This window comes from Streptomyces violaceus (genome assembly GCF_036014075.1).
GTDB lineage: Bacteria > Actinomycetota > Actinomycetes > Streptomycetales > Streptomycetaceae > Streptomyces > Streptomyces violaceus.
On sequence record NZ_CP107911.1, the window covers coordinates 370982 to 395599 of the forward strand.

General features: G+C 70.9%; 14 protein-coding genes, 2 pseudogenes and 1 riboswitch. Of the genes and pseudogenes, 8 read left to right on the top strand and 8 right to left on the bottom strand.

Annotation, left to right across the window (positions count from 1 at the left end; translation table 11 throughout):
• Window positions 1-102: 102 nt before the first annotated feature.
• Entirely contained in the window at window positions 103-954 is an 852-nt protein-coding gene (locus tag OG542_RS01740) for an alpha/beta fold hydrolase (RefSeq protein ID WP_328407544.1), read from the bottom strand.
• 214 nt (window positions 955-1168) lie between these two features.
• Between OG542_RS01740 and OG542_RS01745 the strand changes: the two genes are divergently transcribed.
• Together OG542_RS01745 and OG542_RS01750 are read left to right on the top strand one after the other, a co-directional pair.
• Window positions 1169-1771 carry a TetR/AcrR family transcriptional regulator gene (locus OG542_RS01745; RefSeq protein WP_328407546.1) on the top strand — a complete coding sequence of 201 codons (603 nt, stop codon included), beginning with the start codon at window positions 1169-1171 and terminating at the stop codon, window positions 1769-1771.
• 181 nt (window positions 1772-1952) lie between these two features.
• Window positions 1953-2957, top strand: a complete 1005-nt coding sequence (locus tag OG542_RS01750) for an NADP-dependent oxidoreductase (protein ID WP_328407548.1) — start codon at window positions 1953-1955, stop codon at window positions 2955-2957.
• Window positions 2958-3073: 116 nt separating this feature from the next.
• Here the strand turns inward: OG542_RS01750 and OG542_RS01755 are convergent, their stop codons facing one another.
• Window positions 3074-3781, bottom strand: a complete 708-nt coding sequence (locus OG542_RS01755; protein WP_328407550.1) for a 2-phosphosulfolactate phosphatase — start codon at window positions 3779-3781, stop codon at window positions 3074-3076.
• 423 nt (window positions 3782-4204) lie between these two features.
• On the opposite strand from OG542_RS01755, the gene OG542_RS01760 reads away from it, so the two are divergent.
• Both OG542_RS01760 and OG542_RS01765 read left to right on the top strand, forming a co-directional pair.
• Window positions 4205-7198 (top strand): LodA/GoxA family CTQ-dependent oxidase, encoded by a 2994-nt coding sequence (locus tag OG542_RS01760; RefSeq protein ID WP_328407552.1) that lies wholly within the window; start codon window positions 4205-4207, stop codon window positions 7196-7198.
• Entirely contained in the window at window positions 7195-8310 is a 1116-nt protein-coding gene (locus tag OG542_RS01765; RefSeq protein ID WP_328407554.1) for an NAD(P)/FAD-dependent oxidoreductase, read from the top strand. Before OG542_RS01760 ends, OG542_RS01765 begins: the two co-directional genes overlap by 4 nt.
• Window positions 8311-8331: 21 nt before the next feature.
• Here the strand turns inward: OG542_RS01765 and OG542_RS01770 are convergent, their stop codons facing one another.
• A complete protein-coding gene (locus tag OG542_RS01770; RefSeq protein WP_328407556.1) occupies window positions 8332-10788 on the bottom strand; it encodes a SpoIIE family protein phosphatase in 2457 nt (818 codons plus the stop codon).
• Window positions 10789-10855: 67 nt separating this feature from the next.
• Window positions 10856-15130, bottom strand: a complete 4275-nt coding sequence (locus OG542_RS01775; protein WP_328407558.1) for a HAMP domain-containing protein — start codon at window positions 15128-15130, stop codon at window positions 10856-10858.
• A 419-nt stretch (window positions 15131-15549) separates the two neighbouring features.
• Here OG542_RS01775 and OG542_RS40635 point away from each other — a divergent pair.
• Window positions 15550-15690, top strand: a pseudogene (locus tag OG542_RS40635) (hypothetical protein); the annotation flags it as partial.
• A gap of 136 nt (window positions 15691-15826) precedes the next feature.
• On the opposite strand, the gene OG542_RS01780 reads toward OG542_RS40635, so the two are convergent.
• The 4 genes and pseudogenes from OG542_RS01780 to cobN form a co-directional block, all read right to left on the bottom strand.
• Window positions 15827-16540 carry a cation transporter gene (locus OG542_RS01780; RefSeq protein ID WP_328407560.1) on the bottom strand — a complete coding sequence of 238 codons (714 nt, stop codon included), beginning with the start codon at window positions 16538-16540 and terminating at the stop codon, window positions 15827-15829.
• Window positions 16540-16875: an ArsR/SmtB family transcription factor gene (locus OG542_RS01785; RefSeq protein WP_311129466.1), complete on the bottom strand. Its 336-nt coding sequence runs from the start codon at window positions 16873-16875 to the stop codon at window positions 16540-16542. Before OG542_RS01785 ends, OG542_RS01780 begins: the two co-directional genes overlap by 1 nt.
• 27 nt (window positions 16876-16902) lie before the next feature.
• Window positions 16903-17090, bottom strand: a pseudogene (locus tag OG542_RS01790) (potassium-transporting ATPase subunit C); the annotation flags it as partial.
• A 111-nt stretch (window positions 17091-17201) separates the two neighbouring features.
• A complete protein-coding gene (cobN, locus tag OG542_RS01795; RefSeq protein WP_328407563.1) occupies window positions 17202-20831 on the bottom strand; it encodes a cobaltochelatase subunit CobN in 3630 nt (1209 codons plus the stop codon).
• 90 nt (window positions 20832-20921) lie between these two features.
• A riboswitch (cobalamin riboswitch) is annotated at window positions 20922-20996 on the bottom strand.
• A gap of 100 nt (window positions 20997-21096) precedes the next feature.
• Between cobN and cobG the strand changes: the two genes are divergently transcribed.
• From cobG to OG542_RS01810, 3 genes are read left to right on the top strand one after another with little or no spacing between them, the layout of a single operon-like run.
• Window positions 21097-22383, top strand: coding sequence for a precorrin-3B synthase (gene cobG, locus OG542_RS01800; protein WP_408057846.1), 1287 nt, complete (start codon window positions 21097-21099; stop codon window positions 22381-22383).
• On the top strand, window positions 22380-23051 hold the full coding sequence (locus OG542_RS01805; protein ID WP_328407567.1) for a precorrin-8X methylmutase: 672 nt from the start codon (window positions 22380-22382) through the stop codon (window positions 23049-23051). Before cobG ends, OG542_RS01805 begins: the two co-directional genes overlap by 4 nt.
• Complete coding sequence (locus OG542_RS01810) at window positions 23048-24538, top strand: precorrin-2 C(20)-methyltransferase (RefSeq protein WP_328347458.1); 1491 nt, start codon at window positions 23048-23050, stop codon at window positions 24536-24538. Before OG542_RS01805 ends, OG542_RS01810 begins: the two co-directional genes overlap by 4 nt.
• Window positions 24539-24618: the final 80 nt, after the last annotated feature.

The following is a 24618-nucleotide window of genomic DNA, read 5'->3' on the forward strand; positions in this document are numbered from 1 at the left end:
TCCGGCCCCTCAGCATCACGTCGACGATTACAGTATGACCGTAATTCTATGAGCCCGCAAGTGTGCGAGCAGCACGAAGTGACGTCGCTAGCTCGTGGGCCGTCAGGCGGCGAGGAAGTCGGCCACCTGCCTGGTGAAGGCCTTGGCGTACTGGAAGAGGAACGCATGGCCGGCGCCGGTGTAGAGCACGAGAGTGGCGTTGTCGAGGTGCTGGACCGCGACGTAGGAGTTGTGGGCGGGGATCATCACGTCGTCCAGGCCGTTCGCGTACAGGACGGGATGCTTGATGGCCTCCAGCTCCGCCGCCACTTGGTCGAAGGGGGCCGCCAGGAGCGTGGCCGCCGCGGTGAGCATTCCCTGGGCCGCCGCCTCGGAGACCGCGGGGCCGCCGTTCGCGAGCCGGGTCGAGACGTGGTCGAAGTGCTCGCGCCCAGCGGCGCGGGCCGCCTCCGTGTCGGGGTAGAAGAGGTAGAGCATGTCCTCCAGGTCGGCATCGGGCTTGGCCATGATGCCCAGGACCTTCTCACTGAAGGGCGGAGCGCCGGGCACCCAGCCGACCGGGCCACTGCCCGCCACGACGAGCCTGCGCACCAGCTCGGGCCGTCGTACGGCCACACGCTGGGCCACGATGCCCCCCAGGGACCAGCCGAGCAGGTCGGCCTGCGCGAGGCCGAGCGCGTCGATGAACTCGATGGCCCCCTGAGCGAACCCCTCCAGGGAGTCGCGCGGCTCACCGTCGGTGTAGCCGACGCCGACGTTGTCGAAGACGATCACGTCGTGGTCGGCGGCCAGACAGTCCAGGAACTCCGGGTCCCACCAGTCGATGGTCCCGCGGAAGCGGTTCAGGAGGACCAGCGGGACGCCGCCCCGCGGGCCCATCCGCCGGTAGGTGAACCTCGCGGAGGAACCCTCGACGGCGAGGTTCTCGGCCTTGTCTGCCAGATAGGTGTTCACGATGCCCTTCTCCTGCTGACGGGTGTGCGCGACATCTCGGGGTCCGGTCGTGCGGCACACCGAAGACGCGCCGGGACCGCGGCCCGGAGTTCTCGTCACCGGCCGCGTTGCCGCCGCACGCGCTGTGCGTACAGTCATTGAATTACGTTCATAATATTACGCATGAAAGGCGGCGGCTCGCCAGGGCCCCCTCCAGCGAGCGAAGGAGCGTGCGGTGCGATACGGGCAACAGCACAAGCAGGCAACCAGGCAGCGGATCATCGAGGCGGCCGGGCGCCGGCTCAAGCGGGACGGCATCGACGGCTCGGGCGTCTCGGCACTCATGAAAGACGCGGGGCTGACCAATGGCGCCCTCTACACCCACTTCGCGTCAAAGGACGATCTCGTCGCCACCGTGATCGCCGACCAGCTGCGGACACAGAACGCGACCATCGTCACGCAGGCGGCACCCGGCCGTGCCGGACTTGAGCAGATCGTCCGGTGGTACCTGTCCACCCAGCACCGCGACAGCTCCGACGACGGCTGCCCTTCCGCCGCCCTGCTCGACGAGCTCCGGCGCTGCACAGACCTGACCAAGCAGGCGTACACCGACGGCGTGCTGATGGTCATCGACGGCATCGCCGCCCGCCTGGCACCCGACGATCCACTCTCGGTCCGCACCACGGTGCTCAGCGTCTACGCCATGATGGCCGGGACCCTCCAGCTCTCCCGAGCCCTCGCCGACGGGCAGCTCGCCGATGAACTGCTCGAACAGGGCATCCGCAACGCCCTCAGCCTGCTGGATGTCGAGCATGAACCCATCAGGACCGCGATCTGACGCGCCCGGGCGGCGCAGCACGGCAGCCCCGGCAGCCCCGGCAGCCCCGGCAGCCCCGGCAGCCCCGGCAGCAACGTACCCACTTGCGTCCAGTCGGTCGACCCCATAGCATTACGATCGTAATTTAATGAACTCGAGGCACCTGGCCCGGTCCGCTTGCGGACGAGATACGGAGACGACGATGAGAGCCTTCACAGTGGAGCGCTACGGCGACACATCCGGCGTGCGTTCCGGCGACGTGCCCGATCCGGAGGTGGGCCCGGACGACGTGCTGGTCCGGATCCAGGCCGCTGGCATCAACCCGCTCGACCGCATGATCCGGGACGGGAAGATGAAGACGATCCTGCCGTACCGGGTCCCGTTCGTCCTGGGCAACGACCTGGCCGGAGTGGTGGTCGAAGTGGGTGCGGCAGTCACGCGGTTCGCGGTGGGCGACGAGGTCTACGCGAGGCCCGACAAGGACCGGATCGGCACCTTCGCCGAACTCATCGCGGTGCACCAGAACGACGTGGCCGTCAAACCGACCACACTGACCATGGAGGAGGCCGCGTCCCTCCCACTGGTCGCCCTGACCTCCTGGCAGGTCCTGGTCGAGCGGGCAGATGTCCAGCCGGGCCAGAAGATCCTCATCCACGCGGGTTCCGGTGGCCTGGGCACCATCGCCATCCAGCTGGCGAAGCAGCTTGGGGCGCACGTGGCGACCACCACGAGCACGGCCAACGTCGACCTGGTGAAGCGTCTGGGCGCGGACGTCGTCGTGGACTACAAGAAGCAGGCGTTCGAGACGGTACTGCACGACTATGACCTCGTCCTGGACTCGCTCGGCGGCGAGACGCTCGAGAAGTCCATGGACGTACTCAAGCCCGGCGGGAAGGTCATCAGCGTCGCGGGCCCTCCCGACGCCGCTTTCGCCAGGGAGCTGGGAGCGAATCCGATCATCCGGCTGGTGATGTCCGCGCTGAGTTTCCGGACCCGGCGACGCGCCCGGCGCCGCAACGTGACGTACTCGTTCCTGTTCATGAAGGCCAGCGGGGACCAGCTGCGCGAGCTCACTCCGCTCATCGAGGCCGGCAGGATCCGGCCCGTCGTGGACACCGTGTTCCCGTTCGAGTCGACCCGTGAAGCGCTGGAGTACGCCGAAGCAGGGCGCGCGAAGGCCGGCAAGGTCGTCGTCAAGATGACGTGAGGGACGGTCGTCCGGTCGGTCGTCTCGTAGACCTGGCTGAACATCGGGCCGGCAGTCGGACCCGGCGGTGTTTCGAGCGGGTGGTGCCGGTGCGAGTGCGGCGATGGATTCGAGAGTCACCCCGATCCACGGGCAGGTGGCGGGATGTCAGGCACGGCGACGGGACGGAGCACCGTCAGAGACTCTTCCGGACGAGCCACCATCGCAAAGGAGAACCTGTCGATTTCCAAGCAGAGATCGACATCGTCCGGGTGATATCCGCTCCGCAGCCCGCCGGCGAGATCTGCCGCGGCACGAGATGTCCTCGCTCGGTGGAGATACGGGGCCGCCTCGACCTCGTCTCCGGCCATGCATTGACCAATGTATTCAGCGCAGGCCAGGTCCTCGTCGGCCTTGCCTCCGTCGCCGGTGACAACGAACGTCACCGGACCGGAGTCCTTGTTCCGCAGGAACCGCGCGGTCGGGCCGGCCACCACGAAGCTCGCGCACAAGACCAGCGGCGCGTTCGCGACGGCCAGCGCGCCCACGGTTCCCGCCGTCGTCTTCTGCACCAGCGTGCGACCGGCGAAATCGCATGACCTGAGCAGGCCAGGTGAGTTCACCGCGTCGAAGCCCGCTGCCGGGGCTCCGTCCTTCAGAGCCAGCCAGCCCGGGCGGCTCTCCTTCAAGGCGAGTGCCTCACTCTCCGTGGAGGCCAGGACGATCCTCTCGACGCCACGCGAGAAGGCCCAGGCAGCCACCGTGAAGGCGCGCATGACATCGATGACGACTGCGACACGGGGAACGTCGGTCAACCCTGGGATGCCGACGAAGTGATGGTCCATCGCGCCATTCTGACGCTGGCACGGGTGCGTCCCCGCCAGGGGTCATCAGCCTCCTGGTCGACGGGGACGCGGGAAGGCTGACGCCTCGTGACGGGCCGCTGACGGCGTTCGGGCCGATGCTGACAAATCCATGATTAGTCGGGGGCAGAGCCCTTGAGTTCCCGGCGAGGCCAACCACTGTGCGGGCGCGGCGAGATGGCCGTGTTTCCGGTCGCGGTGACCCCGTCCAGTCCGCCGAGCTTCTTCTCGACCCGGGTCACAGGCCGCGCAGGTCATGCCGTCGGCAGTCTGGTCGGTCGTCACCAGAACGACCCCCGGAGCACTACGCCGAACGAGCGACTTAGGCATATTTTCTGCTGTCTTGTTCCACCTATGAGCAGGGAACGAACGCCGAATCAGCCAGACCAGCGGGAGAGCGCGCCCATGACCGGGACAGCCGACCAGCACCAGAACTCCTCGCAGCCCCTGGCCGACTGCGCGGCCGAGCCGATCGCCGGCATCGTGGCCGAATTCGTGGACAAACGTATGGGGCAGCGGATCTCCCAGGGCCAGGACCCGGTGCTGCGGCCGGTCTTCGTCAAGTACCACGGCACCGCCCGGGGGGTGCTCACGGTCGCCCCCGATCTGCCGCCGGACCTGTGTATCGGATTCCTCAAGGCCGCCCGGGACCAGCAGGGCGGTCTGACGGCCTGGGTTCGTTTCTCCAGCGACATCCTGCCGGACCGTCCGGACTTCCGCCGGACCCTCGGTATGGGTATCAAGCTGTTCGGCGTTCCCGGGCCGAAGCTGCTGGAGGACGAGGGCCAGACGGACACGCAGGATCTCATTCTGCAGAACCATGACGTGTTCTTCGTCGACACCGCCCGGGACATGTGCGAGTTCCAGCAGGACCCGGTCGCGTACCAGAACGCGCATCCGGAGACCCGCAGCATTCTGCAAGCCATGCGCAAGCCCGAGGAGAGCACGCTGACGGCAAGGTACTGGGGCGTGCTGCCGTACGCGTTCGGGGCCGACCGCCATGTGAAGTACGTGCTCGCGCCGGTCTCCTGCCCGCCCGGTGACCCGCAGGCGGCGCCCCCGGACGAGGACCCCTCCTTCATGCGGGGGGATCTGCGGCACCGGCTGGCCGCGGGCGAGGCCGCCTTCGACCTGATGGTGCAGTTCCGCACGGACCCGGACCGGATGCCCCTGGACCGTGCCACCGTGCGCTGGGAGGAGTCGCTGAGCCCGCCGGTCCGCGTGGCGCGACTGGCCCTGCATCAGCAGGATGTCCGGGCGCGCGGTCAGGACGCCTACGGCGAGAACCTGGCCTACAACCCCTGGCACTGCCTGGCCGAGCACCGGCCGGTCGGAAGCGTGGCCGACGCCCGCAAGGTCGTGTACCGGGCGTCGGCCGCACGACGCCGCGACGCGAACGGCGTTCCGGTCGCGGAACCGGGTCCCGCCCGGCCGCCTTCCACCGAACCCCACGGGCGGGACACCCGGATCGTGCGGGCCGCGATCCATCCCGCCATCGGAGTGGCGCGGGTCGGGGACAGCGCGGACGAGTTCTTCCTCGCGCCGGAGGTGGACGCCCCTCCCCCGCTGCCCAGCGGCTCGTACAAGGACGCGAGCGGGGCCCTGAAGCGGCAGGCGGCACGCTTCCGCGTCTACGGCTACAACGCCGCCGGGGAACCGGTCGCCGAGCTGACCGCGGACAACGCAGACATCCGGTGGACCGTGCATGTGGCCAACAAGAAGGCCGCCTGGTACCAGTTCCAGCTGGCCCTGGACATTTACGAAGCCACGGCCGCGCCCGCCACCACGCCGCGCAACCCCAAGGTGCCGCCCGCGGAGCGCGGCCGGCTGGTCATCGACCCCGGTCCGCGCTCGGTCCGCGGCCGGGACCGTGCGGGCCGGCCCGAGTACCGGTTCGACACGGGCTGTTTCCTCGGCAGGCCCGTCCATCTGGGTGAGGTGCGCACCGACGGCGCCGGCCGGCTGCTGTTCCTCGGCGGGCACGGCGTCTCGGCCTCGGTGGACCACGCTCAGGCCACGCACTTCGCCAACAACGACGGCTGGCACGACGACGTCTCCGACGGCCCGGTGAGCGCGCGGGTGCGCGTCGACGGCCGTCCCGTCCCCGTCGAACCGGCCTGGGTGGTGGTGGCGCCGCCGAACTTCGCGCCGGAGCTGAAGTCCGTGCGCACGATGTACGACCTGATGCGTGACGTCTTCGTGTCGGCCGGCACCCTGCCACCGCCGGACAAGGTCTCCTTCACCCGTGATGTCCTGCCGATCCTGCGGCGCCTGTGCGACCTCCAGTGGGTCAATCGCGGCATCGCCGCGCTGTTCGGGCACGGCGGGCGGGAGCACTTCCTGGCACCCGGGCGGCTCGCCAGGCTGGCCGATCCCGGCCCGCGCAACGCGGAGCTGCGACAGCAGATCTGGGCCACGATGCGGGACCTCGACCGCGACGGGCTCTCGCCCGTGCCCTGGCCGCCGCTCTACGGCGACACCATGAGCGTGCGGCCGGCCTACGCGCGGCAGCATCTGACGCTGACCTCGTTGCAGTACCGTTCGCTGGCCCGGTGGGCCGCAGGGGACTTCGATGCCGACCACGACCCTTCGGCGGTGCCGCCCGAGACCCTCGACGCGGTGCCGCTGAGAGAGCGGCCGGGCACGCTCGACCGCGCGGCCCTGTCGTTCTGTGTGGCCGACGCGTTCCACCCGGGGTGCGAACTGTCCTGGCCGATGCGCCACAGCACCCTGTACGCGGCACCGTTCCGGGTACGGCACCGCGATCCCGGAACGCCCGAGCCCGATTACGGCGCGGTGCTGACGCCGCAGACGGCGCTCGGCGCCGGCGGTCCGCTGTACGCGCAGGGGCCGGGCGATCTCACGCGCTGGATGGCGGTGCCCTGGCAGACCGACACCGCCCGCTGCCGCTCCGGCTACTACCTCGGGTACGGCCCGCGCTACGACCCCTACCTGCCCACCTTCTGGCCCGCCCGCGTCCCCAACCACGTCCTCACGGAGCAGGACTACGAGAAGGCGATCGACCCCGGCAGCCCGGCGGAGGAACGCCGGACCGCCTTCGAGCGCCGGGCCGTGTGGGACAGGTGGCTGCCCCCGGACCGCATCGAGCAGATGAACGCCATGGTCAAGGACTTCGGCAAACTCGGCCTCGTCGAACGGCGCACGGGCGCCGCCGACGATCCGGAGCTGCCCACGACGATGTTCGTGGAGTCCGCGGTGAGCTTCCATCCGGAGCAGCCTCCGCCCGCTCTGCGGAATCTGCGGTGCCTGCATGTGCCGGAAGCGGCGGACTCGGGCGACGGCGTCCTGGCCGCGGCCCTCGCCCGTACGGACGTACCCGAAGAGCAGGTGATGGCGGGTTACTTCGAGAAGGTCGAGCGCTTCCCGGACGAGCGGTGACGTTCGAGGTGGTCGTGGCCGGAGGCGGTCCGGCGGGCGCCGTCGCGGCGCTGGTCCTGGCGCGGGCCGGCCGTCGCGTCCTGCTCATCGACCCCGGCACGGACGGTCTCCGGTCCTCCTTGTCCCGGATCGGCGAGACCCTCCTGCCTGCGGCCGGACCGCTGCTGCACGATCTGGGTCTGTGGGAGGAGTTCGCCGCGGGGCCTCACCTGCGATGCGTGGGAACCTACGCCTCCTGGGGATCGGAGACCCTCCACGGCCGCAGCCACCTCCACGACCCGCACGGGCACGGCTGGCACCTGGACCGGAGCGGGTTCGACGCGTTTCTGCGCGGCGCCGCCGAGTCCGCAGGCGCCGAACTGCGCCGGGCGGAGGCCGTGCCGCCGCCCCGTCCCCCGCGCGCCGGCGACGGGAGCGTACTGCTCCGCGAAGGCGGCCGGCTCGAAGAGGTGCGCTGCGACTGGGTCGTGGACGCCACCGGTCGCCGCGCCGTGATCGGCCGCCGGCAGGGCCGACGCCGCAAGCAGGACCGGCTCGTCGCCGTGTACGCGTTGTTCGGGCGACGGCTCCCCGGCCGGCGCACCGAGGACACCGAGCTTCGCACGCTCGTCGAGGCGGTCCCCGGCGGCTGGTGGTACACGGCCAGGGTTCCGGCCGGACGACTGGTCGCACACCTCACCGACACCGACCTGACCCACTCCGCCCTGCGCACCGCCGAGGGCTTCCTCGGCGCGATCGGGAACACCCGCCACGTCCGTACCCGCCTCGACGGCTACGACCCGGCCCATGTCCCGGCGCCACGCTGGACCGCGGCCCACGGGCTGCGTCTGTGCCCGGCGGCGGGCCCCGGATGGATCGCCGCCGGAGACGCCGCCCTCGCCTTCGACCCGCTCTCCTCCCAGGGCATCCTCACCGCCCTGCACACCGGAGCCCGCGCCGGCCGGACCGTCGACCTGTGCCTGTCCGGTGAGACGGCCGCCCTCGACGACTACACCCTGTTCCTCGATCGGATCACGGACGCCTACGAGCGGCATCACGCCGAGACCTACGGCCAGGAGCAGCGCTGGCCGGGGCACACGTTCTGGGAACGCCGCTCACCCACGACGGCCTGAAGCCGCCTGCATGACTTCGATCTACATGACTTCGATGCTGATGATGCAGGTGTCGTCGTCCGTGTCGGATCTGCTGTAGGTGAGCAGATGGTCGAGGCGCTGGTCGAGGGTGGTCTTCTTGGCGCTGGCGGTCATCAGGAGGTGCTTCAGGGACTCCTCCATGGAGCGGTCCCTGCGTTCCACCAGTCCGTCGGTGTACATCAGCAGGGTGTCACCGATCTCCAGCCGCATCTCGGCTTCCTGGTAGGTGATGTCCGACGCCGCCCCGAGCAGCAGCCCCTTGAGCAGGGGCAGGGTCGTCGCCTGTCCGTCCCGTACGAGAACCGGCGGCAGATGGCCGGCGCGGGCCCAGCGCAGGACACGGCGGAAGGGGTCGTACAGCGCGCAGACCGCGGTCGCCGTCACCGAGTCGGAGAGGTGGTGGGCAACGCTGTTCAGCCAGGACAGCAGTTGGGCCGGGCCCGCTCCGGTGACGGCCAGGCCGCGCAGGGCGTTGCGGAGCACGACCATGCTGGTGGCCGCCTCGATGCCGTGCCCGGCGACGTCCCCGACGCTCAGCAGGATGTGCTTCGAGGGCAGGACCACGGCGTCGTACCAGTCGCCGCCCACGAGGTGATCGGTCTCGGCCGGCCGATAGCGCACGGCCGTGCGCAGTCCCGGCGCGTCCAGGGGTGCTGCCGTGGAGGGCATGATGGCCTGTTGCAGTTGCAGGGCCAGTCGGTTGCGCTCCGCGGACTGCTGTTCGGAGTGGGCGAGTTGGTCGCGGGTGGCCGCGAGTGCGACCTCCGTCCAGTGCTGGGCCGAGACGTCCTGGTACGCGCCACGCACGGCGAGCAGGCTGTCGTCGATGTCCACGGCGGGTTCGGCGACCACGCGGATGTGGCGAGTCACCCCGTCCGGACGCAGCAGGCGGAAGGCCGCCGACGCCGGCTTGCGGTGGTGCAGTACGGTCCGCAGGAAGCGGCCGATGGCGACGGCGTCGTCCGGGTGGGCGTGGGCACGCAGGTCCTCGACGGGGGCGGGCCCGTCGGACTCCGCTCTGCCGTAGAGGGCGAACAACTGACTGTTCCAGGTGATCTCGCCCGTGACGAAGTTCTCCTCGAAACCGCCGATCCGGCCGAGGCGTTGCGCGTGCTCGAGCAGATTGGCGAGGCGTGCCATCTCGTCCTCGATCCGCCAGATCAGCAGCACGCTGTCGCCGTGCCGGGTCATGCTGACCTCGGCGACGGAGGACAGCGGCACCTGGTCCACGAGCGCGGTGAGTGTCATGTGACCGGCCCGGAACGGCTCGCCCGTGGCGTAGACCCGTTCCAGGTGGCTGAAGAGGCCGCTCTCGTCCGCTGCCAGGGGATACGCCTCCAGGAGCAGTGCGCCGTCGACGGTGCTGCGGGGGCGCCCCGCGGGGTCGCGGAAGCGGTGGTTGACGTGGTGGACACGGAAGTCGGTGAGATGTCCGGTGTCGTCCACTTGGGGGATGAGCACCAGCGCGGGGTCGCACAGCGAGTCGGCCAGGTCCGTCAGTTCCGACAGGACGGTCCTGGGTGGAGGGCCGTCGAGCGTCAGGGAGGAGGGCGAGTGGATCTCCAGGGTGTGGGCGCACAGTTCCGCGAGTGCCTCGAACTGGCGGACGACGGCGGGCGGTTGCGCGACCAACGGGGTCGGCCAGCAGATCTCGAGCACGCCGTGGATCCGTCCGCCCACGCCGGTGGGGACAGCGACCCTTCCTCCCTCGGGGTGGTGGGTACGGCCGATGGACGGAGGCCCGGCTGCCAGGGATCGGATCCACTCGGGCCTGCGCTCGGTCAACGCGGTGCGGGCGACGGTCGCCACGCCCGGCGGCACATAGCGCCAGCGCTCTGCCTCACCCTCGGGAAACCCGGAGCTGCCGACGAGTGTCAGGGAGCCGTCGGCGCCGGCCGCCCAGATCGCCACGCCGGTCACCCCGAGCGGTTCCAGCGCGTGCTGCAGCAGGGACTCGGCGACTGCCTGGGTGTCCTCGGCGGCCAGGGCACTGCTTTCCGCCGTGCGCAGCCGGACGGCGGCGGACATGGTGGGTGGGGTGTCGCGGACCGCCGTAGCGAAGTCGACCGCGACCTCGGTCAGGCGGTCGCGTGCCGCCTGGTTGATGATGTCGACGGCCAGCTCGAGAGGGGTCATCGCCGACTGTTCGGCAAGTTCGGACAGTTGCCGGGCGGCTTCGGCGGGACCGCAGTGCAGACGCTCGACGAGCACGCCCTTGGCGAGGTCCATGAGGGCGCGTCCATCGGCTGCGGCGTGCGCCGCTTGCACCTCGTTGCGCAGCCGTTCCACCGTGACGGCCAGCCGGCCGACCGGAGAGGCCAGCGGTCCGTCGAGCGGCTCGGCGTCCGGTGTGCCGTCACCTCCGGCGGACTCGGCGGCCGAGGGACCCGCCGCGGCGTCGTGCCGTCGCGGTTCATCGTCCCGGGAGGCTTCCCCGGACAGATCAGTGTTGCTCACGTGGACGCTTGCTCCTTCTGACCCGCACACCGTGTGGGAGGCGTCGTGATGTCGGGGGGTTTCGGCGTCACGCGGACAGCCAGTGCCGCACGCAGGCGATGAGGTCGTTCGCGTCGACGGGCTTCGTCACGTAGTCACTGGCGCCGGCCGCCAGGCTCTTCTCCCGGTCGCCCGGCATGGCCTTGGCGGTGACCGCGACGATCGGCAGGCCCCGGTACTCCGGCATCTTCCTGATCTCGGCGGTCGCGGCGTACCCGTCCATCTCCGGCATCATCACGTCCATCAGCACGAGACGGATCTCGGGGTGCGCGGTGAGGATGTCGATGCTCTTGCGGCCGTTCTCCGCGTGCAGCACACGCAGGCCGTGCAGTTCGAGGATGCCGCTGAGGGCGAACAGGTTGCGGGCGTCGTCGTCGACGACGAGCACCGTGTGTCCCGCCAGGGTGATGTCGACCTCCGGCGCCGTGCCCAGGTTCTCCTCCATCCGCACGAGCGGCACCACGTCCCCGGGTTGCTCGGCCGACAGGTGCAGGGTGATCCGTTCCTTCAACTCGTCCAGGCTCGACAGAACCTCCAGGGGGCGGTTGTCCGCCCGGGCCTGCAGGGCGGCCTCCTGAGCCGCGCTCGGCCGGTGGTTGTTGTGGACGAGGACCGGAACGGTGGCCAGGGCGGTGTCACCGTCCACGGCCTCGAGCAGCCGCGGGCCCTCGCCGTCGGGCAGATCCATGCTGAGGACGACGCAGTGGCACGGCCCGGCGGCCAGGGCGGAGGCCGCCTCCTGGGCGTCCATGGCGGTGACGATCTCCACGGCGTCATGCTGATCCCGCGCGGCGCGGCTGTGGTCCAGATCGGCGACTGCACTCTCGGCGACCACGGAGAGCAGCCCGCGCACGCGCTCCTCGACGATCAGCAGCCGCCGCGTGTGCGGTACCGGGAGTGCGGGAGCCGTAGCCGGGTTCTGGCCCTCGGCCGGCCCGACGGCGCTGTCGTCGTCCTGCGTCCCCTCCAGCCGCGGTGCGGCGGAGTCCTCGAAGTCGGCGCGCGCCACCGGAAGGTAGAGCGTGAACGTGCTGCCCTGCCCCGGGTTGCTTTCCACGGTCACCGCGCCCCCCAGCAGGTGGGCGATCTCCCGGGTGATGGACAGGCCCAGACCGGTGCCCCCGTACTTGCGGCTCATGGTGCCGTCCGCCTGCTGGAAGGCGCCGAAGATGGTTTCCAGCTGCTGATCGGGGATGCCGATGCCGGTGTCCTCGACGCGGAAGGCCACCACGGGGCCGCCACGGTGCACGATCTCGGGTACATCGTCGTCGGCCGCCGGCTCGATGCGCAGCTCGACGCCGCCTCGCTCGGTGAACTTCACCGCGTTGGACAGCAGATTGCGCAGCACCTGGCGCAACCGCGCGTCGTCCGTCACCAGGTCGGCGGGGGCGCCCGGAGCCCTGGCGATGGCGAAGGTCAGGCCCTTCTGGGTGGTCATCGGCCGGAACGTGGCCTCGACGTAGTCCAGGAGGCGGCGCAGCGGCACGCGTTCAGGGGCGATGTCCATCTTCCCCGCCTCGACCTTCGACAGGTCGAGGATGTCGTTGATGAGCTGCAGCAGGTCGGAGCCGGCGGAGTGGATGATGCCCGCGTACTCCACCTGCTTCGGCGTCAGGTTCCGGGAGGGGTTCTGGGCGAGCAACTGGGCGAGGATGAGGAGGCTGTTGAGCGGGGTGCGCAATTCGTGGCTCATGTTGGCCAGGAACTCCGACTTGTACTTCGAGGCCAGCGACAGTTGCTTGGCCCGGTCCTCCAGCTCCTGGCGGGCCTGTTCGATCTGCAGGTTCTTCGCCTCGATGTCCCGGTTCTGCGTGGCCAGCAGGGTGGCCTTCTCCTCCAGCTCCGCGTTGGACCGCTGCAGCTCGCCCTGGCGGACCTGCAACTCGTCGGAACGGACGCGCAGTTCCTCGGCCAGCCGTTGGGACTCGCCGAGCAGTTCGTCGGTGCGGGCGTTGGCGAGAATGGTGTTGACGTTGACGCCGATGGTCTCCCTCAGCTGCCCCAGGAAGTCCTGGTGGATCTGGGTGAACCGGGTGACCGAGGCCAGCTCGATGACGCCGAGCACCTGTTCCTCGACGGTGATGGGCAGCACCGTCAACGAGGTCGGAGTCGTCCTGCCGAGGCCGGACGAGATGGCCACGTAGTCGGCCGGGAGCTCGTCCACGGTGATGGTGCGGCGGCTGCGTGCCGCCTGGCCGATCAGGGTGTGCCCGAGGGGGATGCGCTCGAGGCGGTCGCTGTCGGCGGGATAGCCGTAGGAGCCGATGAGCCGCAGCTCCACGCCGGTACCGGTCTCCTCGGCCAGGTAGAACGCCCCGTACTGCGCGGAGACCAGCGGCGTCAGCTCGTCCATGATGAGTTCGGCGACGACGTCCAGGTCCCGGTGCCCCTGCATGAGGGAGGACACCCGGGCGAGGTTGGACTTCAGCCAGTCCTGTTCCTGGTTCGCCTGCGTCGTGTCCCGCAGGGACTCCACCATCGCGTTGATGTTGTCCTTGAGCTCGGCCACCTCGCCGGAGGCGTCCACCGTGATCGACCGGGTGAGGTCGCCCTCGGCGACGGCACTGGCCACTTCGGCGATCGCCCGCACCTGCCGGGTCAGGTTGCCGGCCAGCTCGTTCACGTTCTCGGTGAGCCGCTTCCAGGTACCCGAGACACCCTCGACCTCGGCCTGGCCGCCGAGCCGGCCCTCGCTGCCCACTTCCCGCGCCACGCGGGTGACCTCGGCGGCGAACGACGACAGTTGGTCGACCATCGTGTTGATCGTGGTCTTGAGTTCCAGGATCTCGCCGCGCGCGTCGACGTCGATCTTCTTGGACAGGTCGCCGTTGGCGACGGCCGTGGTCACCAGCGCGATGTTGCGGACCTGCCCGGTCAGATTGTTCGCCATCGAGTTGACGTTGTCGGTGAGGTCCTTCCACGTCCCGGCGACGTTGGGCACATGGGCCTGGCCTCCGAGGCGTCCCTCGGTGCCGACCTCCCGGGCCACGCGGGTCACCTCGTCCGCGAAGGCGGACAGGGTGTCGACCATGGTGTTGATCGTCCCCGCCAGTGCGGCGACCTCGCCCTTGGCCTCCACGGTGATCTTCTGTGACAGGTCGCCGCGGGCCACGGCAGTGGCCACCTGGGCGATGGAGCGGACCTGCCCGGTCAGGTTGGAGGCCATCACGTTGACGTTGTCGGTGAGGTCCTTCCAGGTGCCCGACACTCCGCGCACGGTGGCCTGGCCGCCGAGGTTGCCCTCGGTGCCCACCTCACGGGACACCCTGGTGACCTCGTCGGCGAAGGACGACAGTTGGTCGACCATCGTGTTGATGGTCTCCTTCAACTTCAGGATCTCGCCCCGCGCGTCCACGCGGATCTTCTGCGACAGATCGCCCTGCGCCACGGCCGTGGTCACCTCGGCGATGGAGCGGACCTGGGCGGTCAGGTTGTCCGCCATGAAGTTCACCGAGTCGGTCAGATCCCGCCAGGTGCCCCGCACACCCTTGACATCGGCCTGCCCGCCGAGCCGGCCCTCGGTACCCACCTCCCGCGCCACACGCGTGACCTCATCAGCGAACGCCGAGAGCTGATCGACCATCGTGTTGATGGTGTTCTTCAACTCCAGGATCTCGCCCCGGGCATCGACGGTGATCTTCTGCGACAGATCCCCCCTGGCGACCGCGGTGGCCACCTGGGCGATGGAGCGCACCTGACCGGTCAGGTTCCCCGCCATGAAGTTCACCGAGTCGGTCAGATCCCGCCAAGTGCCCCGCACACCCTTGACATCGGCCTGCCCGCCGAGCCGGCCCTCGGTACCCACCTCCCGCGCCACACGCGTGACCTCATCAGCGAACGCCGAGAGCTGATCGACCATCGTGTTGATGGTGTTCTTCAACTCCAGGATCTCGCCGCGCGCGTCGACGTCGATCTTCTGCGACAGGTCCCCCTTGGCGACCGCGGTGGCCACCTGGGCGATGTCACGCACCTGGGTGGTCAGGTTGCCGGCCATGGCATTGACCGAGTCGGTCAGGTCGGCCCAGGTTCCGGAAACGCCGGGTACCTGAGCCTGACCGCCCAGCGTGCCCTCGGTACCGACCTCGCGTGCCACACGGGTCACCTCGGAGGTGAACAGCGACAACTGGTCGACCATGCCGTTGAACACGGACGCGATCTCACCGAGCAGGCCGCCGGCCTCTTCGGGCAGCCGGGTGCCGAAGTCGCCGTCGCGTACCGCCGTCAGCCCGGCCAGCAACCGCCGTAGCTCCGGCTCCCCCGGTACTACGCTCGGATCCTGGATCGCGGCACCCGCCTTGTCCATGCTCTCCCTCTCCCCGAACGCCCCGCGGCATTCGCTCCGACATTCGGACCTGCCGTCAACTGTCGGAATTCTCGCCCCCGCCGGCCGCTACGAACGGTCTTATCGTATGGCCCGGCCGACCCCCGACTTGATTCCAGCAAGTATTGTCACGCGACAACGGCCGAAGGTCGACTGCCAAGCCTCCCGGTGATCGACCGGACTGCAATCACCCGTTCGCGTGAGCAACGAGCAGAATCAAATATCGAGTCCACTCGGCGTGTTCGCCGACTCGATTCGCGCGAGCCTCCAGCCGTCACCACCTCCGGACGCCGCGCGAAACAACGCGGCTCCCCTGCACGCGGTTACGCCATGGGATCGGTGTGTTCCGCCCCGATGCTCGGGTCCGTGCCTCAGCGGCCCGCACGAGGAAGACACCGGACGTGCCCGGCACACTGGCCCTGCTCGACCCGGCCGACACCGAGGGGCCGCTGCAGCTCGACCAGGTGTCCTACTTTCTGTCGAAGATCGAGCTGCGGCGGGGGAAGGGACCGACGATGGCGCCCTGGCGCAAGCGGCTGTTCATCGCCACCTCCTCCATCACGGCCGACGCCGCCGAGTACTTCGGCCTGCCCCGCGACCGCTGGTCATCATGGGCTCGCAGATCGAGGTGTAGGGCGCTGCCGCGGGAAGCCGGGCCTGTTCGGCGTGCCTGGAGGGTCAGTTGCGGCAGGCGCAGCCGGGGCCGCAACCGCAGGCGTCGCCCGCCACCACGTCGGCGGTCGGCACCTCAGCGGCCGCGGGCGCGCAGCAGCCCTTGCCCTGCCAGGCGTCCAGTCCCTCCTTTACGGCGAGGGCGGCGATTGCGAGGGCGGCGGCGGGGTCGGCCCATGCCCAGCCGAGGGTGGCGTTGAGGACCAGGCCGACCAGGAGCACGGCGGAGAGATACGTGCACAGCAAGGTCTGTTTGGAGTCGGCCACGGCACTCGCCGAGCCGAGTTCGCGGCCGGCCCTGCGCTGCGCGCCGGACAGGAACGGCATGACGGCCAGCGAGAGCGCCGCGATGACGATGCCGGGGACGGACCGCTCGGCCTCGCCGGTGCCGGTCAGGGCACGGACGGAATCCACGGCTACGTAGGCGGCGAGCGCGAAGAACGAGACGCCGATGATCCGCAGGGTGGTCCTCTCACGGGCCTTGCGTACGGCGTGGTCGCGGGCGGAGAACTGCCAGGCGACCGCGGCAGCCGAGGAAACCTCGATGACCGAGTCCAGTCCGAAGCCGATCAGCGCGGTGGAGGAGGCGAGCGTGCCGGCGGTGAGGGCGACGGCCGCCTCGATGACGTTGTAGCCGATGGTGGCGGCGACGAGCAGGCGTATCCGGCGGGCGAGCACGTCACGGCGCGCCGGGGTCGGGCCGACGGAGATCGCGGTCATCAGCAGCACCCCTTGTCGTCGGCGTCGGCACAAGTGCGGTCGGTCTCCACGGCAACGACGGCGGTGCGCAGGTCGTCGAGGGCGTGGGCCAGGCGTACGTCGGCCAGCTCGTAGCGGGTGCGACGGCCGTCGGGCACGGTGACGACCAGGCCGCAGTCGCGCAGGCAGGCGAGGTGGTTGGACAGCCGGGTGCGGGAGACGCCGAGGGCGTCGGCGAGGGCGGCGGGATAGGCCGGGGCTTCGCGCAGGGCTAGCAGGATGCGGCAGCGGATCGGGTCGGCGAGCGCGCGGCCGAAGCGGGCCAGCACCTCGATGTCGGAAGCAACGGTCAGCACCCTCTGACAGTACAGCATTGCCTGAATTCAGAGAAGCGTGGATTGTCGCGCCCGCGCCACGAGGCCCTTGAGGGCGATGTTGAGTTCGAGGACGTTCACGCGGGGCTCGCCCATGAAGCCGAGGACGCGGCCCTCGGTGGGGTCTTCAACCACCGGTGGACCTGGAGCTCGGCGTAGGCCGGGGAGATGTCCGGGTCGAGGCCGGAGCCGGGTGACGGAGCTCTTACGCGGCAAGTGCCCAGGCGCGAGCGAAGCGCGAACCGGGGTGCGGGACGATGTCCCGCACCCCGGTGGGTGACCTCAGCCGCACTGAGGAGTCGGAGCGGTCAGTCCTCGCCCTCGAGGTTGCCTTCCGTCTCCAGGTAGACCTGCCGCAGCCCCTCCAGCACCGCCGGATCGGGCTTCTCCCACATCCCGCGCGACTCGGCCTCCAGCAGCCGCTCGGCGATGCCGTGCAGGGCCCAGGGGTTGGCCTGCTGGAGGAACTCGCGGTTGGTCTCGTCCAGGACGTAGGTCTCGGTGAGCTTGTCGTACATCCAGTCGGCGATCACGCCGGTCGTGGCGTCGTAGCCGAACAGGTAGTCCACCGTGGCGGCCAGTTCGAAGGCGCCCTTGTAGCCGTGGCGGCGCATCGCCTCGATCCACTTGGGGTTGACCACGCGGGCGCGGAAGACGCGCGAGGTCTCCTCGACGAGGGTGCGGGTGCGGACCGTCTCGGGTCGGGTCGAGTCGCCGATGTACGCCTCGGGCGCCGTGCCCCTCAGGGCGCGCACCGTGGCGACCATGCCGCCGTGGTACTGGAAGTAGTCGTCGGAGTCGGCGATGTCGTGCTCGCGCGTGTCCGTGTTCTTCGCGGCGACCTCGATGCGCTTGTACGCCGTCTCCATCTCCTCGCGGGCCGGGCGGCCGTCGAGTTCGCGGCCGTAGGCGTAGCCGCCCCAGACCGTGTAGACCTCGGCCAGGTCGGCGTCGGTACGCCAGTCGCGGGAGTCGATGAGCTGGAGCAGACCGGCGCCGTAGGTGCCGGGGCGGGAACCGAAGATACGGGTGGTGGCGCGGCGTTCGTCGCCGTGCTCGGCCAAGTCCGCCTTGACGTGGGCCCGGACGTGGTTCACCGAGGCCGGCTCGTCCAGCGACGCCGCCAGGCGTACGGCGTCGTCCAGCAGTCCGATCGTGTGCGGGAAGGCGTCACGGAAGAAGCCCGAGATACGCAGGGTGACGTCGATACGGGGGCGGCCCAGCTCCTCGGCCGGGACGGGCTCCAGCCCGGTCACGCGGCGGGAGGCGTCGTCCCAGACCGGGCGGATGCCGAGCAGGGCGAGGGCCTCGGCCACGTCGTCGCCCGCCGTGCGCATGGCGCTCGTGCCCCACAAGGACAGCCCGACGGAGGTGGGCCATTCGCCGTTGTCGGTGCGGTAGCGCTCCAGCAGGGACTCCGCGAGGGCCTGGCCGGTCTCCCAGGCGAGACGGGAGGGGACGGCCTTGGGGTCGACGGAGTAGAAGTTGCGGCCGGTCGGCAGGACGTTGACCAGGCCGCGCAGCGGGGAGCCGGACGGGCCCGCCGGGACGAAGCCGCCGCCCAGCGCGTGGACCATGTGGTCGATCTCGGCGGTGGTCGCGGCGAGGCGCGGCACGACCTCGCGGGCCGCGAACTCCAGGATGGCGGCGACCTGTTCGCCGTGCTCGGTGGGGACGGCGGCCGGGTCCCAGCCCGCGTCCTCCATCGCCTGGACCAGGACGCGGGCCTTCTCCTCCGCCGCGTCGGCGGTCGTACGGGTGGCGGCGGACTCGTCGAGGCCGAGCGCCTCGCGCAGGCCGGGCAGGGCCGTGGTGCCGCCCCAGATCTGGCGGGCGCGCAGGACCGCGAGTACCAGGTTGACGTGGTCGCCACCGGTGGGCGGGTTGCCGAGGACGTGCAGACCGTCGCGGATCTGGGCGTCCTTGACCTCGCACAGCCAGCCGTCGACGTGGAGCAGGAAGTCGTCGAAGCCGTCGTCGTCGGGGCGGTCGTCCAAGCCGAGGTCGTGGTCGAGCTTCGCGGCCTGGATGAGGGTCCAGATCTGGGCGCGGATCGCCGGGAGCTTGGCGGGGTCCATGGAGGAGATCTGGGCGTACTCGTCGAGGAGTTGCTCCAGGCGCGCGATGTCACCGTAGGAGTCGGCGCGGGCCATGGGCGGGACGAGGTGGTCGACGAGGGTGGCGTGCACACGGCGCTTGGCCTGGGTGCCCTCACCGGGGTCGTTGACCAGGAACGGGTAGATCAGGGGAAGGTCGCCGAGGGCGGCGTCGGGGCCGCAGGCGGCGGACAGGCCGGCGTTCTTGCCGGGCAGCCACTCCAGGTTGCCGTGCTTGCCGAGGTGGATCATCGCGTCGGCACCGAAGCCGCCGTCCTCGGCGGGGGCGGCGACCCAGCGGTAGGCGGCCAGGTAGTGGTGGGACGGCGGGAGGTCCGGGTCGTGGTAGATGGCGATGGGGTTCTCGCCGAAGCCGCGCGGGGGCTGGATGAGGATCAGCAGGTTGCCGAAGCGCAGGGCCGCGAGGACGATGTCGCCCTCCGGGTTGCGGCTGCGGTCGACGAACATCTCGCCCGGCGCCGGGCCCCAGTGCTCCTCCACCGCCGTGCGCAGTTCCTCGGGGAGCGTGGCGTACCAGCGGCGGTAGTCGGCCGCCGGGATACGCACCGGGTTGCGGGCGAGCTGCTCCTCGGTGAGCCAGTCCTGGTCGTGGCCGCCCGCCTCGATCAGCGCGCGGATCAGCTCGTCTCCGTCGCCGGAGGCCAGGCCCGGCACCTCGGCGTCCGTGCCGAAGTCGTAGCCCTCCTCGCGCAGGCGTCGCAGCAGGGCCACAGCGCTGGCGGGGGTGTCGAGCCCGACCGCGTTGCCGATGCGGGAGTGCTTGGTCGGGTAGGCGGAGAGGACCAGCGCGAGGCGCTTGTCGGCGGGCCGGATGTGGCGGAGCCGGGCGTGGCGTACGGCGATTCCGGCGACGCGGGCCGCCCGCTCGGGGTCGGCGATGTAGGCCGGGAGGCCGTCCTCGTCGATCTCCTTGAAGGAGAACGGCACGGTGATGAGGCGGCCGTCGAACTCGGGGACGGCGATCTGGCTGGCCGCGTCGAGCGGGGAGACACCCTCGTCGTTCGCCTCCCAGGCGGCACGCGAACCGGTGAGGCACAGGGCCTGGAGGATCGGGACGTCCAACTCGGTGAGCGCACCGGCGTCCCAGGACTCGTCGTCGCCGCCGGCCGATGCCTCGGCGGGCTTGGTGCCGCCCGCGGCGAGGACCGTGGTGATGATCACGTCGGCGGCGCGGAGTTCCTCGATCAGCTCGGGCTCGGGGGCGCGCAGGGAGGCGACGTACAGGGGCAGGGCCCGGCCGCCCCCGTCCTCGATCGCGTCGCACAGGGCGGCGACGAAGGCGGTGTTGCCGCTCATGTGGTGGGCCCGGTAGTAGAGCACGGCGACGATCGGACCGTCGGCGCCGTCACGGGGCGTGCGCTCCAGCGGGCCCCAGGTGGGTGCCGCCGCCGGTGCCTCGAAGCCGTGGCCGGTCAGCAGGACCGTGTCGGAGAGGAAGCGGGCGAGCTGCTCCAGGTTGGCCGGGCCGCCGTGGGCGAGATAGGCGTGCGCCTCGGCGGCGATGCCGACGGGGACGGTGGAGGCTTCCATCAGCTGGGCGTCCGGAGCCTGTTCACCGGTGAGGACGACCACCGGGCGGCCGTCGGACAGAAGCAGGTCGAGCCCGTCCTGCCAGGCCCGGAGGCCGCCGAGGAGGCGTACGACGACCAGGTCGACCCCGTCGAGAAGGCCGGGGAGGTCGTCGAGGGCGAGACGGGAGGGGTTGGCGAAGCGGTAGGACACCGGACCCGCGGCGGCTCGGGCGCTCAGCAGATCGGTGTCGGACGTCGACAGGAGCAAGATGCGGGGGTGCGGGGGTCGTCCCCCGGATGAATGCAGCATGCGGCGTCGGCCTTCCTCGGGGTGTCCGCGCCCCGGGTGGTTCGAAATGGGGTCTCCCCTGCTCGGGCGAAGCCGAGCGCGCGGGGAAGGGAGTTCCTGACTCGCCCGGCCGCATGGGCCGGACTCACAGTGGCGGGACCGCGCCGGACTCGCACCGGCTTCCTCCCCTGTCGCCGTCGTGGCGATGACGGACCGGATGATCCGCCGCGATCATAGTAAGTGCCATGGGAAGAGGGCACGGCATACACCAGGTGTGATGGTAGGTATGCTCGCCGCCATGTCCACGGCTGCCCAGCGCTCATCGACCCAGGCCACAGCGGTCCCACGAGACCGCGGTGACGCCTGTCCGGGGACGCTGCGGCTGCACGCGGCGGACGACGGAGCGCTGGCCCGTGTCCGGGTTCCCGGTGGTGTGCTGACCGTGCGGCAGGCCGAGACGCTCGTGGACGTGGCGGAGCGGCTGGGCGACGGAGACCTGCATCTGACCTCGCGCGGCAACGCGCAGGTGCGGGGTCTGTCCGACGGATGCGCCGGGGAGCTGGCCGAGTTGCTGGACGCGGCCGGGCTGCTGCCCTCGCGCGGGCACGAGCGGGTACGCAACATCGTGGCCTCGCCGCTGTCCGGTCTCGACGGGCAGGGCGTGCTGGACGTACGCCCCTGGCTGACGGCCCTCGACGCGGCGCTGTGCGCGAGCGAGGCGGCGCGGGCCCTGTCGGGGCGTTTCCTGTTCGCGCTCGACGACGGACGCGGCGACGTGGCCGGACTCGATGCCGATGTGACGGTACGGGCGACGGCGGACGGCGGCGCGGAACTCGCGCTCGGAGCGGCCGGGGAAGCGCTGCACGTCGGTGCCGAGGAAGCGGCCCGGGCCGCGCTGGTGGCCGCGGAGGCCTTCCTGGATGCGGCGCGGACGAGCGGGGACCGCGTCTGGCGCGTGGATGAACTCTCCCTTTCCGGCGACGAGTTGCTCGATGTGGTCGGTCGGCGGCTGCGGGCCGAGGGCATCCGGCACGAGCGGCGGGACCGGGAGATGGGCCGCACGGCAGGCCCGCCCCCGGGAGTTCTCGGTGCCGGCCTCTCCGTGCACGTACCTCTGGGACGGCTCTCGGCGCACCAGTGGCGGGAACTGACGCAGGTCGCCGCCGGTGAGCTGCGTCTCACGCCGTGGCGCGGTGTGGTTCTTCCCACACACGGGACGGACCCGGACGATTCCCTCGCCCGCCTCGCCGCCACCGGTCTCGTCACCGACCCCGGCTCCCCCTGGCTCCGCGTCGGTGCCTGTATCGGCAGGCCCGGTTGCGCCAAGTCACGGGCGGACGTACGGACCGACGCGGCCGAGGCCCTCGACACGATCGAGCCGAGTGGCCTCCCCTTGTACTGGTCCGGATGCGAACGCCGCTGCGGACACCCCCGGGGCGACCACGTCGACGTGGTCGCCGCTCCGGAAGGCGGCTACCTGCTCTCCACCGCCGTGAGCGGCCGGCAACCCCGGACCGCCTCGATGGACGACCCCGCCCGACTCGCCGCCGCCCTGGCGGCGATCACCTCATGACCCCTACGACGACCGAAGGCAGCGAGAAGAACACCGTGACCACGTACGACTACGAGAAGGACGGCCCGGCCATCTACCGCCAGTCCTTCGCCACCATCCGCACGGAGGCGGACCTCGCGGCCCTGCCCGCCGACGTCAGCCAGGTCATGGTCCGGATGATCCACGCCTGCGGGATGGTCGACCTCGTACGGGACCTGGCCTACACCCCGGCCGTCGTGGCCCGCGCCCGCGAGGCCCTGCGCGCCGGCGCTCCCATCTTCACCGACGTGCAGATGGTGGCCAGCGGCGTGACGCGCAAGCGGCTGCCCGCCGACAACGACGTGCTGTGCACGCTCTCCGACCCGTCCGTGCCGGAGCTCGCGGCGAAGCTGGGCACCACGCGCAGCGCCGCCGCGATGGAGCTGTGGCGGGACCGGCTGGAGGGCTCGGTGGTCGCCGTCGGCAACGCGCCCACCGCCCTGTTCCGGCTGCTGGAGATGATCGAGGAGGGGGCGCCCCGGCCGGCCGCCGTCATCGGTGTCCCGGTCGGTTTCGTCGGGGCCGCCGAGTCCAAGGACGCTCTGGCCGCGCACCCGGCGGGCCTGGAGCACCTGGTCGTGCGCGGCCGTCGCGGGGGCAGTGCCATCGCCGCCGCCGCGCTCAACGCGATCGCGAGTGAGGAAGAGTGAGCGGCAAGCTGTACGGGGTGGGGCTCGGCCCCGGTGACCCGTCCCTGATGACCGTACGGGCCGTGGAGGCCATCGCCGAGGCGGACGTGATCGCATACCACAGTGCGCGGCACGGTCGTTCCATCGCGCGCTCGATCGCGGCGAAGCACATCCGCGCCGACCACATCGAGGAGCGGCTGGTCTACCCGGTCACGACCGAGACCACCGACCACCCCGGCGGCTACAAGGGCGCGATGGAGGAGTTCTACACCGAGGCGTCGGCCCGGCTCGCCGCGCACCTGGACGCGGGACGGACGGTCGCGGTCCTCGCCGAGGGCGACCCGCTCTTCTACGGCTCCTACATGCACATGCACAAGCGGCTCACCGACCGCTACGACACCGAGGTCATCCCCGGCGTCACGTCCGTGTCCGCCGCCGCGGCCCGGCTGGGCACGCCGCTCGCCGAGGGCGAGGAGGTGCTGACCATCCTGCCGGGCACGCTGCCCGAGGAGGAGCTGACCGCACGGCTCGCCGCGACGGACGCGGCCGTGGTGATGAAGCTGGGGCGGACCTTCACCAAGGTGCGCAGCGCGCTGGAGAGTTCGGGGCGGCTCGGCGAGGCCCGCTATGTCGAGCGGGCCACGATGGCCGGGGAGCGGCTTGCCGAACTGGCGGACGTGGACGCGGAGTCGGTGCCGTACTTCTCGGTGGCCGTGCTGCCCAGCCAGGTCGACGCCGAGCGGCCCGAGGCCCGGGAGCGGGGCGAGGTCGTGGTGGTCGGGACCGGCCCCGCGGGTCCGCTGTGGCTGACGCCCGAGACGCGGGGTGCGCTGGCCGCCGCCGACGACCTGGTCGGCTACACCACCTATCTGGACCGGGTACCGCAGCGGGCGGGTCAAGTCCGGCACGGCTCGGACAACCGGGTCGAGTCGGAGCGCGCCGAGTTCGCCCTCGATCTGGCCCGGCGGGGGCGGCGGGTCGCGGTCGTCTCGGGCGGCGACCCGGGCGTCTTCGCCATGGCCACGGCCGTTCTTGAGGTCGCGTCGCAGAAGGAGTACGCGGACGTCCCCGTGCGGGTACTGCCGGGTGTGACCGCCGCCAACGCGGCGGCGGCCCGCGCGGGCGCCCCGCTCGGGCACGACTACGCCGCCCTCTCGCTGTCCGACCGGCTCAAGCCGTGGGAGGTCATCGCCGAGCGGCTGAGCGCGGCCGCCTCCGCCGACCTGGTGCTGGCCCTGTACAACCCCGGTTCCCGCAGCCGTACCTGGCAGGTGGGCAAGGCCCGTGAGCTGCTGCTGGAGCACCGCGCACCGGACACTCCGGTGGTGGTGGCGCGGGACGTGGGCGGCTCCGGTGAGCGGGTACGGATCGTGCGGCTGGCCGACCTGGACCCGGCCGAGGTCGACATGCGCACGATCCTGCTGGTCGGGTCCTCGCAGACGCGGGCCGTTCGGCGTGCGGACGGCGAGGAGATCGTCTGGACTCCGCGCCGGTATCCCGAGGCATAGGGAGATGCGGCCCGGTTCGGCTCTCCTCGGCCATCGAAGCCGGGGCCGGGGCGGGCTGGGCCAGGCCCTTCGTCCACTTC

Bases quoted from the DNA above. Each gene is read 5' to 3' on its own strand.
- OG542_RS01750 (WP_328407548.1), top strand. From the start codon at position 1,953: ATGAGAGCCTTCACAGTGGAGCGCTACGGCGACACATCCGGCGTGCGT.
- OG542_RS01755 (WP_328407550.1), bottom strand. From the start codon at position 3,781: ATGGACCATCACTTCGTCGGCATCCCAGGGTTGACCGACGTTCCCCGT.
- OG542_RS01760 (WP_328407552.1), top strand. From the start codon at position 4,205: ATGACCGGGACAGCCGACCAGCACCAGAACTCCTCGCAGCCCCTGGCC.
- OG542_RS01775 (WP_328407558.1), bottom strand. From the start codon at position 15,130: ATGGACAAGGCGGGTGCCGCGATCCAGGATCCGAGCGTAGTACCGGGG.
- OG542_RS01780 (WP_328407560.1), bottom strand. From the start codon at position 16,540: ATGACCGCGATCTCCGTCGGCCCGACCCCGGCGCGCCGTGACGTGCTC.
- cobN (WP_328407563.1), bottom strand. From the start codon at position 20,831: ATGCTGCATTCATCCGGGGGACGACCCCCGCACCCCCGCATCTTGCTC.
- cobG (WP_408057846.1), top strand. From the start codon at position 21,097: ATGCTCGCCGCCATGTCCACGGCTGCCCAGCGCTCATCGACCCAGGCC.
- OG542_RS01805 (WP_328407567.1), top strand. From the start codon at position 22,380: ATGACCCCTACGACGACCGAAGGCAGCGAGAAGAACACCGTGACCACG.